General features: G+C 71.4%; 11 protein-coding genes. 6 read left to right on the top strand and 5 right to left on the bottom strand.

Translation table 11 applies throughout. The features are described from left to right. Window positions 1-45: 45 nt before the first annotated feature. Genes ACFY9V_RS03710 through ACFY9V_RS03690 form a run of 5 tightly spaced genes read right to left on the bottom strand, consistent with a single transcriptional unit; the run spans window position 46 to window position 5,240 of the window. Complete coding sequence (locus tag ACFY9V_RS03710; protein WP_391042418.1) at window positions 46-870, bottom strand: ATP-binding cassette domain-containing protein; 825 nt, start codon at window positions 868-870, stop codon at window positions 46-48. Further along, window positions 867-1,763, bottom strand: coding sequence for an ATP-binding cassette domain-containing protein (locus ACFY9V_RS03705; protein ID WP_391159155.1), 897 nt, complete (start codon window positions 1,761-1,763; stop codon window positions 867-869). Before ACFY9V_RS03705 ends, ACFY9V_RS03710 begins: the two co-directional genes overlap by 4 nt. Continuing rightward, window positions 1,760-2,668, bottom strand: coding sequence for an ABC transporter permease subunit (locus ACFY9V_RS03700; RefSeq protein WP_391126532.1), 909 nt, complete (start codon window positions 2,666-2,668; stop codon window positions 1,760-1,762). Before ACFY9V_RS03700 ends, ACFY9V_RS03705 begins: the two co-directional genes overlap by 4 nt. Then, a complete protein-coding gene (locus tag ACFY9V_RS03695) occupies window positions 2,665-3,669 on the bottom strand; it encodes an ABC transporter permease (protein ID WP_355335820.1) in 1,005 nt (334 codons plus the stop codon). Before ACFY9V_RS03695 ends, ACFY9V_RS03700 begins: the two co-directional genes overlap by 4 nt. Next, complete coding sequence (locus ACFY9V_RS03690) at window positions 3,666-5,240, bottom strand: ABC transporter substrate-binding protein (RefSeq protein WP_391159153.1); 1,575 nt, start codon at window positions 5,238-5,240, stop codon at window positions 3,666-3,668. The genes ACFY9V_RS03695 and ACFY9V_RS03690 overlap by 4 nt, the downstream gene beginning before the upstream one ends. 54 nt (window positions 5,241-5,294) lie before the next feature. Between ACFY9V_RS03690 and ACFY9V_RS03685 the strand changes: the two genes are divergently transcribed. From ACFY9V_RS03685 to ACFY9V_RS03660, 6 genes are all read left to right on the top strand, one after another. Further along, entirely contained in the window at window positions 5,295-6,233 is a 939-nt protein-coding gene (locus tag ACFY9V_RS03685) for an IclR family transcriptional regulator C-terminal domain-containing protein (protein WP_391159150.1), read from the top strand. Between the two features lie 98 nt (window positions 6,234-6,331). Then, on the top strand, window positions 6,332-7,342 hold the full coding sequence (locus ACFY9V_RS03680) for a serine hydrolase (RefSeq protein WP_391159580.1): 1,011 nt from the start codon (window positions 6,332-6,334) through the stop codon (window positions 7,340-7,342). Between the two features lie 121 nt (window positions 7,343-7,463). Next, window positions 7,464-7,979 (top strand): hypothetical protein, encoded by a 516-nt coding sequence (locus ACFY9V_RS03675; protein ID WP_391159149.1) that lies wholly within the window; start codon window positions 7,464-7,466, stop codon window positions 7,977-7,979. Between the two features lie 99 nt (window positions 7,980-8,078). Next, window positions 8,079-8,648, top strand: coding sequence for a SigE family RNA polymerase sigma factor (locus tag ACFY9V_RS03670; RefSeq protein ID WP_391043530.1), 570 nt, complete (start codon window positions 8,079-8,081; stop codon window positions 8,646-8,648). Beyond that, window positions 8,645-9,148: a hypothetical protein gene (locus tag ACFY9V_RS03665; RefSeq protein WP_391159146.1), complete on the top strand. Its 504-nt coding sequence runs from the start codon at window positions 8,645-8,647 to the stop codon at window positions 9,146-9,148. The genes ACFY9V_RS03670 and ACFY9V_RS03665 overlap by 4 nt, the downstream gene beginning before the upstream one ends. 233 nt (window positions 9,149-9,381) lie before the next feature. Next, on the top strand, window positions 9,382-13,971 hold the full coding sequence (locus tag ACFY9V_RS03660; protein ID WP_391159143.1) for a DUF6531 domain-containing protein: 4,590 nt from the start codon (window positions 9,382-9,384) through the stop codon (window positions 13,969-13,971). Window positions 13,972-13,975: the final 4 nt, after the last annotated feature.

The following is a 13,975-nucleotide window of genomic DNA, read 5'->3' as shown; positions in this document are numbered from 1 at the left end:
GACGCACCACACGCCGCACCTCAGGTCCCGCTTCGGACCCCACCTCTAGACCGCCTCCGTACGGGGGCGGGACCGCGTACGGCGGGCGCGGCGCGGGTCGGGTACGGGCACGGCGTCCAGCAGCTGCCGGGTGTACGGGTGCCGCGGATCGCCGAAGACATCGGCCGCGGCGCCGACCTCCACCAGCTTGCCGTGCCGCATGACGGCGACCCGGTCGGCGACCTGCCGGACGACGGCGAGGTTGTGCGAGACGAAGACATAGGTGAGGCCGAGGCGCTGTTGCAGCTCCGCCAGGAGGTCGAGCACCTGCGCCTGCACGGAGACGTCGAGCGCGCTGGTGGGTTCGTCGAGCACCACGAGCCTCGGTTCGAGGGCGAGCGCGCGGGCGATCGACACGCGCTGGCGCTGACCGCCGGAGAACTCGTGCGGGTAGCGGTCCTGGATCGTCGCGGGCAGGCCCACCGACTCCAGCAGCTCGCCCACGCGTTCGCGGGTACGTGCCCGGCCGCGTCTGCCGCGGGCGTCCGGATCGTGGGTGATCAGCGGTTCGGCGACGATGTCGGAGATCCGCATGCGCGGGTTCATGCTGGAGTACGGGTCCTGGAGGACGACCTGCATCTGGCGCCGTACGGACCGCAGTTGGGCCGGGGAGAGGGCGGCGAGATCCTGGCCGTCGAACCGGACGCTTCCGGCGGTCGGCTCCATCAGCCGGAGCAGCAGCCGGGTCAGGGTGGTCTTGCCGCAGCCCGACTCGCCCACAAGGGCGAGGGTTTCGCCCTCGGTCACGGTCAAGGAGACGTCGTCGACCGCCACATGGACCGGCCTGCCGCCGAACTCCTTGCGCAGTCCGTCGAGTTCGAGCAGCGTCATGCCGACTCCAATCGTGGGGTGGCGTCCAGCAGCCGCCGTGTGTAGTCCTCGGCGGGGTGGTCGAAGACGTCCATGACGTCCCCGCTCTCCACGACCCGGCCCGCGTTCATGACCACGACCCGGTCGGCCGTCTCCGCGACGACTCCGAGGTCGTGGGTGATCAGCACGACGGCCATGCCGTGCTGTTCCTGGAGTGCGACGAGCAGGTCGAGGATCTGCCGCTGCACGGTCACGTCGAGCGCGGTGGTCGGCTCGTCGGCGATGAGCACGCGCGGCCGTCCGACCAGCGCCGTCGCGATCATCACGCGCTGGCGCAGGCCGCCGGACATCTCGTGCGGATACTGCCGGTAGCGCCGCTCGGGGTCGGGGATGCCGACCTCGTCCAGCGCGGCGACGGCCGCCTCCTTGGCCTCGGCGCGGGAGACGCCCCTGTGGTGCCTGAGCACTTCGGCGACCTGGGCGCCGACCCGCTGGAGCGGGTCGAGGCTGGTCATCGGGTCCTGGAAGATCATGGCGATGTCGTGGCCGCGGACCGCGCGGAGTTCCTTCTCGCTCACGGCGAGCAGGTCGCGTCCCCCGAAGCGGATCTCACCGCCCGCGTACACGCACGGCGGCTCGGGGTTGAGGCGGAGCACCGACAGCGCGGTGGCCGTCTTACCGCTGCCCGACTCCCCCACCACGGCGAGGGTTTCGCCCGCGCCGACCTGGAGGCTGACGCCCTGGACGGCATGCACGGTGGAGCTGTCGAGCCTGAAGTCGACGCTGAGATCGATGATGTCGAGTACGGGTTCGGGGCGGGCGGGTGCGACCCCGGCCCGTGTCGTACGGTCGCTCGGCCTCGTAGGGTCGCTCGGCCTCGTGCGGTCGCTCGGCCTCGTGCGGTCGGTTGTCATCGGCGGTACGCCTTCGGGTCCGCGACGTCGCGCAGGGCGTCGCCGGTGATGTTGACGGCGAGCGAGGTGACCATCAGGGCGATGCCCGGGAACACCGCGACCCACCAGGAGGTGCCGAGGTAGAGCTGGCCGTCGGCGAGCATCGAGCCCCAGGTGACGGTCTCCTTGGGCACGCCGAGTCCGAGATAGCTCAGCGACGCCTCGGCGACGATGGCCGCCGCGATGTGCAGCGTGCCGATGGTGGCCAGCGGCGCCATCACGTTGGGCAGCAGGTGGCGGCGCATGATCGCGCCGTCGGTGACACCGATCGCGCGGGCCTCGGTGATGAAGTCGCGCGAGCGCAGCGACATCACCTCGGAGCGCACGACGCGGGCGTACGAGACCCAGCCGGTGAAGCCGAGCACGAGGATCACGTACCAGAGCCCGGAGCCGAGGAAACCGACGACGGCCAGGGCCAGCAGGATGGAGGGGAAGGCCAGTTGGACGTCGGCGAGCCGCATGAGCACCCGGTCGAGCCAGCCGCCGAAGTAGCCGGAGGCGAGTCCGACGGCGGTGCCGATCACTCCGGCGAGCAGCGCCGCGCCCGCGCCGACCAGCAGCGAGATCCGGGTGCCGTAGATGACGCGGGAGAGCATGTCGCGGCCGAGCTGGTCGGTGCCGAGCAGATGGGCGCCGCTGCCCCCGGACTGCCAGGCGGGCGGCTTCAGCCGGAGCAGCAGGTCCTGGGCGTTGGGGTCGTGCGGGGCGATCAGCGGTGCGAAGACCGCGAAGACCAGCATGACCGTGAGTACGGCGAGCGCGACGACGGCGAGCTTGTTGCGCAGCAGGGTCCGCAGGGCGGCGGCGCGCGGGCCGGGCCCCGCCGTCGTCGCCGGTGCGGCGACGGCCGGTGATGTGACGGTCATCGGGACGTCCTCACCCTCGGGTCGAGGAAGCTGTAGGAGAGGTCGACGAGCAGGTTCACCACGACGAAGGTGGCGGCGAAGAACAGCACGGTGGCCTGGACGAGCGGGAAGTCGCGGTGCGAGATGGCCTCGATCGTCAGCTGTCCGACGCCGGGCCAGGAGAAGACCTGTTCGGTGAGGATCGCGCCGCCCAGCAGGCTGCCGACCTCCAGGCCGACCACGGTCACCACCGGCAGCGACGCGTTGCGCAGGCCGTGGGTGAGCACCACCTTGACCGGGCCGAAGCCCTTGGCGCGGGCGGTGCGGATGTGGTCGGAGGACAGGACGTCGATCAGCGAGGAGCGCAGCAGCCGCGCGACGACGGCGACGGAGTACACGGCGAGGGTGACCGCGGGCAGCACGAGGTTGGCGAACGTGCCGTAGCCGGAGGCGGGCAGCGCGTGCAGTCCGACGGCGAAGACCAGGATCAGCAGGATGCCGACCCAGAACGGCGGGGTCGACTGGCCGAGCAGCACGCCGGTCATCACGGTGCGGTCGGAGGCCCGGCCGCGGCGCATCGCCGCGAAGATGCCCGCGGGGACCGCGACGACGAGCGTCACCACCAGTGCGGCGGCGGCCAGTTGGAGCGTGGCGGGCAGCCGGTCGGCGAGCACGGTGCGTACCGGCTCGTTGTAGAAGAGGGAGTTGCCGAAGTCCAGGCGCGGCAGCCCCCACAGGAAGTCGAGGTACTGGGTGAACAGCGGCCGGTCCAGGCCCAACGACCCGCGCAGCACGGCTTCTTGCTGGGCCGTCGCGTCGGGCGGCAGCAGCAGCTTGACGGGGTCGCCGGAGAGCCGGACGAGGAAGAACGAGACGGTCGCCGTGCAGAGCAGGACCAGCAGCGCGGTGCCGAGCCTGAGCAGGACGGTGCGCAGCAGCCGCAGTCCCGCGCGGTCGCGGGTGCGTTCCCGCGGCTCGCCGTCGGCGGCGGACGGCCGCCGCTGGAGGGAGATGTCGGTCATCGGGAGACCTCCGCGCTCGACATGTCGAGGACGCCTGCGGGGCCCGGCTTCCAACGCGGCCGTCGGTTGCGGGCGTAGATGTTGTCGAGCTGGTAGAGGAAGACGAACGGCGCTTCTTGCTGCATCAGCCGTTGCAGGTCGGCGAACGCCTGGGTGCGCTTGGCGGGATCGACGGAGAGTTCCTCGATGTCGACGAGGCGGTCCGCCTCCTTCGAGTGCCACCGGCTCTGCCTGCGGTCGCTGCGGACGTTCGACTGGATCATGCTCTCGCCGTCCAGCGTCCAGATGGTGCTGGCGGCCAGGTACATCGGGCCGAGCGCCGAGTGGTTGGTGGAGGTGAGCCGGCTGGCGTACGTGCCGGGGTCGAGGAGGCTGACCTTGGCGCGTACACCGGCCTTGGAGAGGAGTCCGGACAGCGCCTCGGCGACGTTGGAGTCGTTGTTGGAGGCGGTGAGCGTGGTGCTGAAGCCGTGCGGGTATCCGGCGTCGGCGAGCAGCGCGCGGGCGGTCTCCACCGAGCGGGTGAACGGCTTGACCGAGGGGTCGAAGCCGAAGGCGCCGTGCGGGATCATCGCGGGCACCTCGCGCGCCTTGCCGCCGAGCACCGCCTTGATCAACAGGGGTACGTCGATGGCGTGGTTGAGGGCCTGGCGCACCCGCCGGTCGCTGAGCGGCCCCTTCTCCAGGGTGTTCAGGGACAGGTACGAGGTGCGGATGCCGGTGTAGGCGTCCAGGGTGACGCCGGGGTAGCCGTCGAGCTGCTGCGCGGCGTCGGGGGTGAGTCCGGCGACGAGGTCGACGCCGCCGCTCTGGAGTGCGGCGAGCGAGGACGAGGCGTTGGGCGCCGGGCGGAAGACCAGTTCGTCCACGTGCGGGCGGCCTGACCAGTGCTTCGGGTAGGCCCGCATGCGCAGTTCGTGGTCGCGCTGCCAACTGACGAACGTGAAGGGCCCGGTGCCGACGGGGTGGGCCGCGAAGCCCCGGTCGCCGACCTCCGCGAGGTAGCGCGGCGGCACGACGACGCCGCCGAACAGGGAGAGTTTGTCGGGCAGGATCGGGTCGTGCAGCGTGGTGTGGACGTCGATGGTGAGCGGGTCGACCACCGAGACGCTCTTCACGTACCGCAGTTCGACGATCGGTGACTTGGTCTTGGGGTCGAGCAGCCGCTCGATGGAGAACTTGACCGCCGCCGCGTCGCACACCTCGCCGTTGTGGAACGTCACGCCGGGGCGGAGCGTGAACCGCCAGGTGCGCTCGTCGCGCGCCGTCCACGTCAGCGCGAGCCGCGGGTGGAGGGTGGTGTCCTGCCCGCGGGTGGTGAGGGTGTCGAACATGTTGATCAGGGCGTTCATCGAGACCATGTCGCCCTGCTTCTGCGGGTCCATGGTCACCGGGTCCCCCGGCTGCGAGACCCGCAGGACGTTGCCCGCGCCGCTCGCCGGGTTGGCGCCGCATCCCGTCAGCAGCCCGGGCGCGGCGATGGCCGGCACGAGCAGGCCGCCGAGGCGCAGGACGTCGCGGCGGCGCGGACGGCTGCGGTCCACGGCCCGCCCTTGACGTATTCGTTCCATTGAACAACACATCCGTTCCGGCAGATGGAATGCGGTTGGGTTAAGCTAAGCGACATGTCGAAAGCGGTCAACACCCGAGCCAGCGAGCAAGAGCCCGCGAAGGGTCCCGTCGACAAGGCGATGGAGGTGCTCGAAGCGCTCGTACAGACCGGTGGCCCGCACCGGTTGGGCGATCTCGCACGACGCACAGGACTGACCAAACCGACCGTCCACCGCCATCTGAGAACGCTGGCCGAGTACGGCTTCGCCCAGCCCGCCGAGGGCGGCAGCTACCGCGCCGGACCCCGGCTGCTGGGGCTCGCCGCCGCCGCGCTGCACGACAGCCGCGACCTCGCGCTCGCCCGCCCGGTCCTGGCCGACCTGCGGCGGCGCACCGGACTGCTCGCGCAGTACGCCGTACGCCACGGCGACGAGGCCGTCCTGCTGGCGGAGTCCGAGCCCGCCAGCGAGTACCGGATGAGCGGGCGGCCGGGCGGCCGGGTCCCGCTGCACAGCAGCGGGGTGGGGCTCGCGATGCTCTCCGCGCTGCCGCCGCACGAGACGGCGGCGCTGCTGGACGCCGGGCCGCTGGCCGCGCGCACCCCGCGCACCCTCACCGAGGCCGCGGAGCTGCGCGCGCTGCTGCGGGACGCGGCGAGCACCGGTTACGCCGTGGACGACGAGTACGACGAGCCGGACGTACGGTCGGTGGCCGCGCCGGTCCTCGACGGCGAGGGGCGGGTGGTGGGCGCGATCGGCGTGCGCGGCCTGACCTTCACGCTGGACGAGCGGAGTGCGGAGATGTTCGGTCCGATGGTGCGGGCGGCGGCGCGGACGGTGTCGGGGGGGCTGGGCGGTGTGGGCGGCCCGGGTCGCGTGGGCGGCTCGGGTCGCGTGGGCGGCTCGGGCGGTGTGTCGGGCAGGGGCCCGGTCGGCGCGGCGGGAGGCATCTTGGGCAGCGTGCCCGCGACGCCGTTTCTTGTGGTGGACACCGAGGCGGGTGAGCTGGCGTGAGCGGGGTCGGGGGCGGGGCCGGGAGCGGGGCTGACGCAGGAGTCGGGGACGGGGCCGGTGTCGGAGTCGGAGCTGGCGTCGGGAGCGCGCTCGGGGAGATCGTCGCCGCCGGGCGTACGCGCCGCGCGTACTCGGGCGCCGCCTGGTCCGTCGGTACGGCGGCGGGTCCGCTGGACCGCGGCTGGACCGGCACCCGCGCCTGGGACGGACCCGCGCTCACCGGCGACGAATTGTGGGACCTGGCGTCGGTGACGAAACCCGTCGTCGGCCTCGCCGTGATGGCCCTGGTCGACCGCGGGGCGGTGGACCTCGCGGGCACCGTCGGACGGTATCTTCCGGCCTACCGGGGCGGCGACAAGGCAGACCTCACCGTACGGCAACTGCTCACGCACACCTCGGGGTTGCCGGGCCAGGTCCAGCTCTACCGCGAACACCCCACGCGCAAGGCCCTGTTGGAGGCGCTGCGCCTCCTGCCGCCGCGCTCGGCGCCCGACACCCGGGTCGAGTACTCCTCCCAGGGCTTCATCCTGCTCGGCCTCATCGCCGAGAGCGCGGCGGGCGAACCGCTGGACGCACTCGTGGACCAACTGGTCTGCGCGCCGCTCGGGTTGAAGGACACCGGCTTCAACCCGGACGAGGCGGGCCGCGCGCGGGCCGTCGCCACCGAGGACTGCCCCTGGCGCGGACGCGTGGTGGCGGGCGAGGTGCACGACGAGAACGCCGTGGTCATGGGCGGAGTCGGCGGCCACGCCGGGCTGTTCGCCCCTCTCGCGGACGTGGAACGGCTCGGCCGGTCGCTCGCGGGCGGCGCGCGCGAACTGCTGCGCCCCGAGACCTTCGCCGAGATGACGGCCCCCCACACCGACCACCTCGCCCTGCGCCGCGGCCTCGCCTGGCAGGGCCAGGACCCGGTCGGCTCCCCCGTAGGCCCCTCCCCCGGCCCCGACTCCTTCGGCCACACCGGCTTCACCGGCACCAGCCTCTGGATCGACCCCGCCACCGCCCGCTACGCCGTCCTCCTCACCAACCGCGTCCACCCCTCCCGCACCGCCGACGGCATCACCGCCGTCCGCCACGCCTTCCACACGGCGGCGGCCACTGTGGAGTGACGGGCCGTCAACTCCCCGTACGACAGGCGCGATACGGACGGCGGCGCGTTACGGACGGCCAACGAGTCCGGTCCCGGCGTCCTCTGGCGCCGCCGTCACGCGATGGCCCAAGGTGGCCCGCATGGACTGGTTGCCACTGCTCTCCACCCTGGCCGGTGCCGCGATCGGCATCGTCGCCACCCTCATAGCCGACCGGAACCGCTGGAAGCGCGAGGACGACAAAGAAGCCCTCCGGCTGCGGCTGGACATCTACACGCAGTACACCAGCACCGTGAAAGTGCTCGGCGAGACCCTGCGGGCCCTGGCCGGACGGGACCACCCCTCCGACGACGCACGGGCGTTCGCGCTGCGCGAAGCCTTCCGGGAATCAGGCATCGCCACCGCCTCGGAACGCATGTGGCTCATCGCACCCGAACCCGTCGTCAAAGCCTCCAACAACGTCTTCCACTGCCTGCGCCGCATCTGCGACGGCTACGCCGACGGCACCGCCCTCGGCAGCACCGAAGACCGCGCCCGCTGGGAAGCACGCGGCAAAGCCGCCGCCGACATGCGCAAACTCATGCGCGAGGACCTCCGCGTCGGCCCCCTCACCGAACGCCACACCAACACCCTCGACGCCGGCACCCCCACCACGTAGGTCCCACACGCCTGTGGTCCAGGTCACACCGGGGCCGTGCAGCAGACGGGGCCGCTTCCACGTCAAGGAGGGGTGACAGGAAGGGAGGAGCGTGTGGATCTGGAACTGGCAACCGAGCGGATACCGCGTACGGAACTGAGCGGACCCGAGCCGGTGGAGAACGACTTCCACGCCTTCGTCGTCGCCCGGTCGGCCGTACTGTTCCACGGCGCGCTCGTCTTGACGGGAGACCGGCAGACGGCGGAGGACCTGGTCCAGGAGACTCTGGAACGGGCGTGCCGCAAGTGGCGCACCATCGCCGCCAAGGACTCCCCGGACGCGTACGTACGGCGGATCATGGTGAATCTGGCCAACGACAGATGGCGCAGATTCCGCCGTACGGTCCCGTATCAGGACGGCGTCGACAGGGCCGCTCCGGGGGACCAGTACGGACAGGTGGACACCCGGGACCAGTTGGTCCGCGCTCTTCAGGGTCTGCCGATGCGCATGCGGACGGTCGTGGTGCTGCGGTATTTCCACGACCTGTCGGACGCCCAGATCGCAGCCGATCTGGGGATCTCGGTGAGCACCGTACGGTCCCAGCTCACTCGCGGAATCGACAAGCTCAGAGGCCGGTTCCCCGCGCCCTCCGCCCCTTCGCCGCCGCAGCCCACGGAAGGAACACGATGACGTCACACGGTTCGCGGCCTTCCGGCTGCACGGGTTACACACCCTTCGAGCAGGAACTGGTGAACTCCATGAACGACTTCGTCAACGGCGCCGAGGCGCCGCACTTCGACACCGCGGCCATCGCGCGCGGGGCCCGTCGCAAGCGGGCCACGGCCATCGCCGGTATCGCCACCGCCCTCGTCGTGGCCGGCACCGGCACCGCCCTGGCCATCGGCACCACCGGCGGCTCGCACGACTCGCGGCCCGCCGCCCACACGTCCGCCACGACCGACAAGAACCGCACCACCGTGCAGTACAGCGAGATCCCCATCCAACTGGCGGGCTTCACGCTCGACTTGGCCAGGCCCGTCCTGGTGGACAAGGCCCAGCTCAAGATCGGCCGGGTCATCAAGACGGCCTCCCCCGGCTGCAAGCCGGGCACCGTCATCGCCGTCTCCCCGCACGCCCCGACCGTCGTCCACAAGGGCGACACCGTCAATCTGACCCTCTGCGCGGGGTGACCTGACAGATCGTCACAGGGGTGGTGGCCCCGCCGATACCGGGGCCACCACCCCTGCCCCATGCTACGGAGCGACCGGCTCGGGCCGGGGCGCCGGGAACTATGAGTTGCCCGTGGGACGTCGGAGTGAGCAGGGGCGTCTTTCGAGGGCTGCGGGCCGTTGGAAGGATGGGGGCGTTCGCCGAGGCTGATGGGGGTGCTGGCGGGGTGACGGGGCGTCCGACGGATTGGGATGTGCTGGATCTGGACCGGGATCCGGTGCCGGGTGATCCGTTCGAGGTGAAGGAACTCGCGCGGAAGCTGGGGGATTTCGCCGATGATGTCGCCTCGGCGCTGCGGTCGGTGCGGGGTCTGAGCGGTGACACCGTCGTCCAGGAGTGGGCGGGGCTGTCGGGGGACGCCTACCGGCGGCAGTTCGGGGATCTTCCCGGTGAGCTGGACAAGCTGGAGCGGTCCTACCGTCTGGCGTCGGGTGCTCTGGATGATTACTGGCCGAAGCTGGAGACGGCGCAGGGTGACGCGGACCGGGCGCTGGCGCAGGGGCGCACGGCGCGCCAGGAGCTGGACACCGCCAAGTCGCAGCTCACGAACGCTGATGCGTGGGTGAAGCGGGCGCAGGACAAGTCGAAGTCCTACCAGGAGGACCCGAAGCCGGACGTGCCGCCGCCGTCGGCGGAGGAGGTGCGGGCGGCGGCCCGTAATGCCACGGACGCTCAGAGCGCCCACACCACCGCCTCGACGGCTGTCCACAGTGCGCAGGCGAAGCTGGACGCGGCCAAGCAGCTGGCGGCCGACGCGGCCCAGCTCAGGGACGATGCCGCCTCGACGGCGCAGCACGCGCTGCATGAGGCGTCGGATGCGGGGATCAGGAACAAGCACTGGTGGGAGAAGGCGGTCGACTGGGTCGCGGACCACTGGGACGACATCATCGCGGTCTGCAAGGTCATCGTCGCGGTCCTGGGCATCGTCGTCCTGATCATCGGCGGCCCCCTGGCCTGGCTGGTCCTGGCCGCCGCCGTCCTCGTCCTGGCCGACACCGTCATGAAATATCTCAAGGGCCAGGCCAGTTTGTGGGACGTGCTGTTCGCGGCGCTGGACTGCATCCCGATGTTCAAGGGCCTCACCACCGCCGGCGGCCTGTTGAAGATGGCCCGTGAACTCCCGGCGCTGCTGAAGTCGGGGCGGGCGCTGGAGAACATCGCCAACAGCGTCCGCAAGGGCGCGGGAGCGATACGCGACGCCGGCCGCACCATCAAGGGCCTGTTCACCTCGGGCGACCCCATCGACATGGCCACCGGTGAGATGGTCATGTCCGCCACCGACGTGCATCTGCCCGGCATCCTCCCGCTGTTGCTGGAGCGCGCCCATCGCACCGGGTTCCGCGGCGGCCGGTGGTTCGGGCCGACCTGGGCGTCCACGCTGGACCAGCGGCTGGTCCTCGACGACCAGGGCGTGCGGTTCACCACCGCCGACGGCATGGTCCTGCACTACCCGGTACCTGAGCCCGGCCACCCACTGCTCCCCGTCGAGGGCCCGCGCTGGCCCCTGACCTGGGACGGCACCCCCGGCAGCACCATGACCGTCGCCCAGCCCGACACCGGTCGAACCCTGCGCTTCCGGGCGCAGCCGCGCGGAGGGCTGGCCCTGGCGGAGATCACCGACCGCAACGCCAACAGGATCGTGATCACGTACGACGACCTCGGCGCCCCCGTCGACGTCACCCACAGCGGCGGCTACCGCGTCGCCGTCAGCACCGCGGACGGCCGGATCACCGCCCTCCACCTGGCTTCCGCCGATGACCGGCCCGCCCTGTGCGCGTTCGGCTACACCGACGGCCACCTCACCGCCGTCACCGACTCCTCCGGCGTGCCCCTGACCTTCGGCTACGACGACCGGGGCCGCATCACCCGCTGGCAGGACCGCAACGACACCTGGTACACGTACGCCTACGACGACCGGGGCCGCTGCGTCCGCACCGGGGGAACCGACGGCGTCCTCGCCTACAGCTATGTCTACGACAGCGCGCCGGGGACGACGGTGGCCACCGATTCGGTCGGCGCCACGACGACCTACGAGTTCAACGTCGCTCGCCAACTGATCCGGCAGACCGATCACTTCGGGCACAGCACGACATCGGCGTGGGACCGTTACGACCGGCTGCTGAGCCGTACGGATCCGCTGGGACGCACGACGCGCTACACGTACGACGGCCTGGGCCACTGCACCGGCATCACCTATCCGGACGGCGCCGTCGCACGGATCGAGTACGACGGCCTCGGATTTCCCGTACGGGCCGTCGATCCGGACGGGGCGCGGGTCGGCCAGCGGTTCGACGCGCACGGGAATCTGCTGGACACCACGGACGCGGCCGGTGCGACGACCGCGTACACGTACGACGACCGCGGCGCGCTGACGTCGGTCACCGACGCTCTCGGTGCGACCCGGCGCATACGGACCGACGCGGCCGGGCTGCCCGTGGCGGTCGTGGACCCCGACGGCGGGGAATCCGCGTACGTCCGTGACGCCTTCGGCCGTGTCGCGGAGGTCACCGATCACACGGGACAGTCCGTCAGGACCGGGTGGTCGTCCGAGGGCCGGCCGCTGTGGCGGAGGCGGCCGGACGGTTCGGCGGAGGAGTGGGAGTACGACGCCGAGGGCGACCTTGTCGCCTACCGCGATCCGGCGGGCGGTGTGCACCGCTTCACGATGACGCACTTCGGTCTCCCGGCCGAGCGGACCGCACCCGACGGATCACGTCTGCGCTACACCTACGACACCGAGCTGCGACTGACCGAGGTGCGCGACGACGACGGTCTGACCTGGTCGTACACCTACGACGCCGTGGGCAACCTGGTCAGTGAGACCGACTTCAACGGGCGTACGCGCACGCACCGTTACGACGCCGCGCGGCAGCTCATCGGCAGTGTCGACGCCCACGGGGGGACGACCGGCTACGAGCGGGACTCGGGCGGACGAGTGACCAGGATGGTCACGCCCGACGGCGACGCGGTCTTCGCCTACTCGGCCACAGGTCGCATGCTGCGCGCCGAAAACGCCTCCGCCGTCGTGGAGTTCACCTACGACGAGGGCGGTCGGCTCGTCGCCGAGAGCTGCGACGGGCTGGTCATGACCAGCCGCTACGACGCGATGGGACGCCGGATCGGCCGCCGGACTCCCTCGGGCGTCGAGAGTGCGTGGACCTACGACGAGGGCAACCGACCGGTGGGCCTGCGGATGGGTGACCAGTCGCTCCAGTTCACCTACGACCGCGACGGCCGGGAGACCGAGCGGCGGTTGGGGCAGGCGGCCCGGCTGCGGCAGAGCTGGGACCCGGTCGGCCGTCTGACGGTCCAGTCCCTTGTGGACGAGGCGAGCGGGCGCCCGGTCCAGGAGCGCAGGTACCGCTACCGGCCCGACGGATATCCGACGGAGATCGCCGAACTCGTCGGCGGCACGCACCGGTTCACGCTCGATGCCGCCGGGCGGATCACTGACGTCGACACCGGTGATCCCCGCGGTGCCGGGCCGGACGACCGGCGTCCGCCGCTTCCTGAGGTGTCGGGATCGCGGGTGCTGCGTTCCGGCCGCGTCCGCTACACGTACGACGAGCGGGGCCGCGTCGCCGTCAAGACCCGGATGCTGCTGTCCGGCGGTCGGCTGCGCTGGACCTTCGGGTGGGACGCGGAGGACCGGCTCCGGTCGGTCACCAACCCGGACGGCAGTGTCGCCGCGTACGCCTACGACGCGCTGGGACGCCGTACGTCCAAGAAGCTGGTGACGGCGGACGGCAGTGCGGCCGGGGAAGTCCGGTTCGCCTGGGACGGAGAGGTCCTCGCGGAGCAGGTGCGCGTCCCGGCCGCGGCGGCGGACACCGTGGTCACCGGGTCCCACGAAGCGGTCACCACCTGGGAGTGCCTGCTGGGAGAGGGCCCGCGCGCGGTCGCGCAGGTGCACAGCAGGCGTACGGCCGAGGCGGTGGCGGACCTGCCGCAGGAAGAGATCGACCGCCGGTTCCTCGCCGTCATCACGGACCTGGCCGGTGCTCCCACCGAACTCGTCGGTCCTGAAGGCACCGTCGCCTGGCGGCGACGCGGTCATCCGTGGCTGCCGGAGACCACGCGGACGGCGGAAGAGGAAACCGCGGCTGCCGCGTCGGAGACGGCCGCCGGGGACCCGGTCGACTGCCCGCTGCGCAGTCCGGGCCGCTACCACGACCCCGAGACCGGCCTCGACTACAACTACCACCGCTACTTCGACCCCGAGACCGGACGCTACCTGAGCCCCGATCCGCTCGGTCTGGCTCCGGGGCCCGACGACTACGCCGATGTCATCAACCCCACGGTGCTGGCCGATCCGCTCGGCCTCTCACCCTGTTCCTCGTTGATCAACGTGTTCCGGGGCCCGTCGCAGGGCCTTCCCGGCGGCCAGCTCGGTGCGCCCATCAGCATCCGGCAGTTGCGCATGGCGCTGGGCAAGGCGGACATGTCCGTGAGCCACTACGACATCGTGCACGTTCCCGAGATCCACACGCCGACCGGACTCGGTTTCGGCAACAGCCCGCACCTGGTGTCCGGCACGCCCCAACTCGGTCCCCGGGGGCTGCCGTTGATCCAGATCTCCGACCTGGGTCTGCGCAGCATGGACGAGGGCGTCGCCACCGTCTTCCACGAGATCTACCACCATCAGCAGTTCCGGCTGTCGCTCAATTCGAAGCCGCTGTGGGGCGAGACCGTCGCGCCCAGTCATATCTGGGGCGGCACGGAGGACGCGGCGGAGGAATACGGCCAACGTATGCTGTCGCTGTTCAAGTCCAGGACAGGCTGACGAG

Source organism: Streptomyces sp. NPDC008317 (genome assembly GCF_042955955.1).
GTDB lineage: Bacteria > Actinomycetota > Actinomycetes > Streptomycetales > Streptomycetaceae > Actinacidiphila.
Note: the sequence above shows the minus strand (reverse complement) of the source record. Positions and strands in the feature narration are given on the sequence as shown.

Coding starts and splice junctions, on each gene's coding strand:
- ACFY9V_RS03710 (WP_391042418.1), bottom strand. CDS start 870: ATGACGCTGCTCGAACTCGACGGACTGCGCAAGGAGTTCGGCGGCAGG.
- ACFY9V_RS03705 (WP_391159155.1), bottom strand. CDS start 1,763: ATGACAACCGACCGCACGAGGCCGAGCGACCGCACGAGGCCGAGCGAC.
- ACFY9V_RS03700 (WP_391126532.1), bottom strand. CDS start 2,668: ATGACCGTCACATCACCGGCCGTCGCCGCACCGGCGACGACGGCGGGG.
- ACFY9V_RS03695 (WP_355335820.1), bottom strand. CDS start 3,669: ATGACCGACATCTCCCTCCAGCGGCGGCCGTCCGCCGCCGACGGCGAG.
- ACFY9V_RS03690 (WP_391159153.1), bottom strand. CDS start 5,240: ATGGAACGAATACGTCAAGGGCGGGCCGTGGACCGCAGCCGTCCGCGC.
- ACFY9V_RS03685 (WP_391159150.1), top strand. CDS start 5,295: ATGTCGAAAGCGGTCAACACCCGAGCCAGCGAGCAAGAGCCCGCGAAG.
- ACFY9V_RS03675 (WP_391159149.1), top strand. CDS start 7,464: ATGGACTGGTTGCCACTGCTCTCCACCCTGGCCGGTGCCGCGATCGGC.
- ACFY9V_RS03665 (WP_391159146.1), top strand. CDS start 8,645: ATGACGTCACACGGTTCGCGGCCTTCCGGCTGCACGGGTTACACACCC.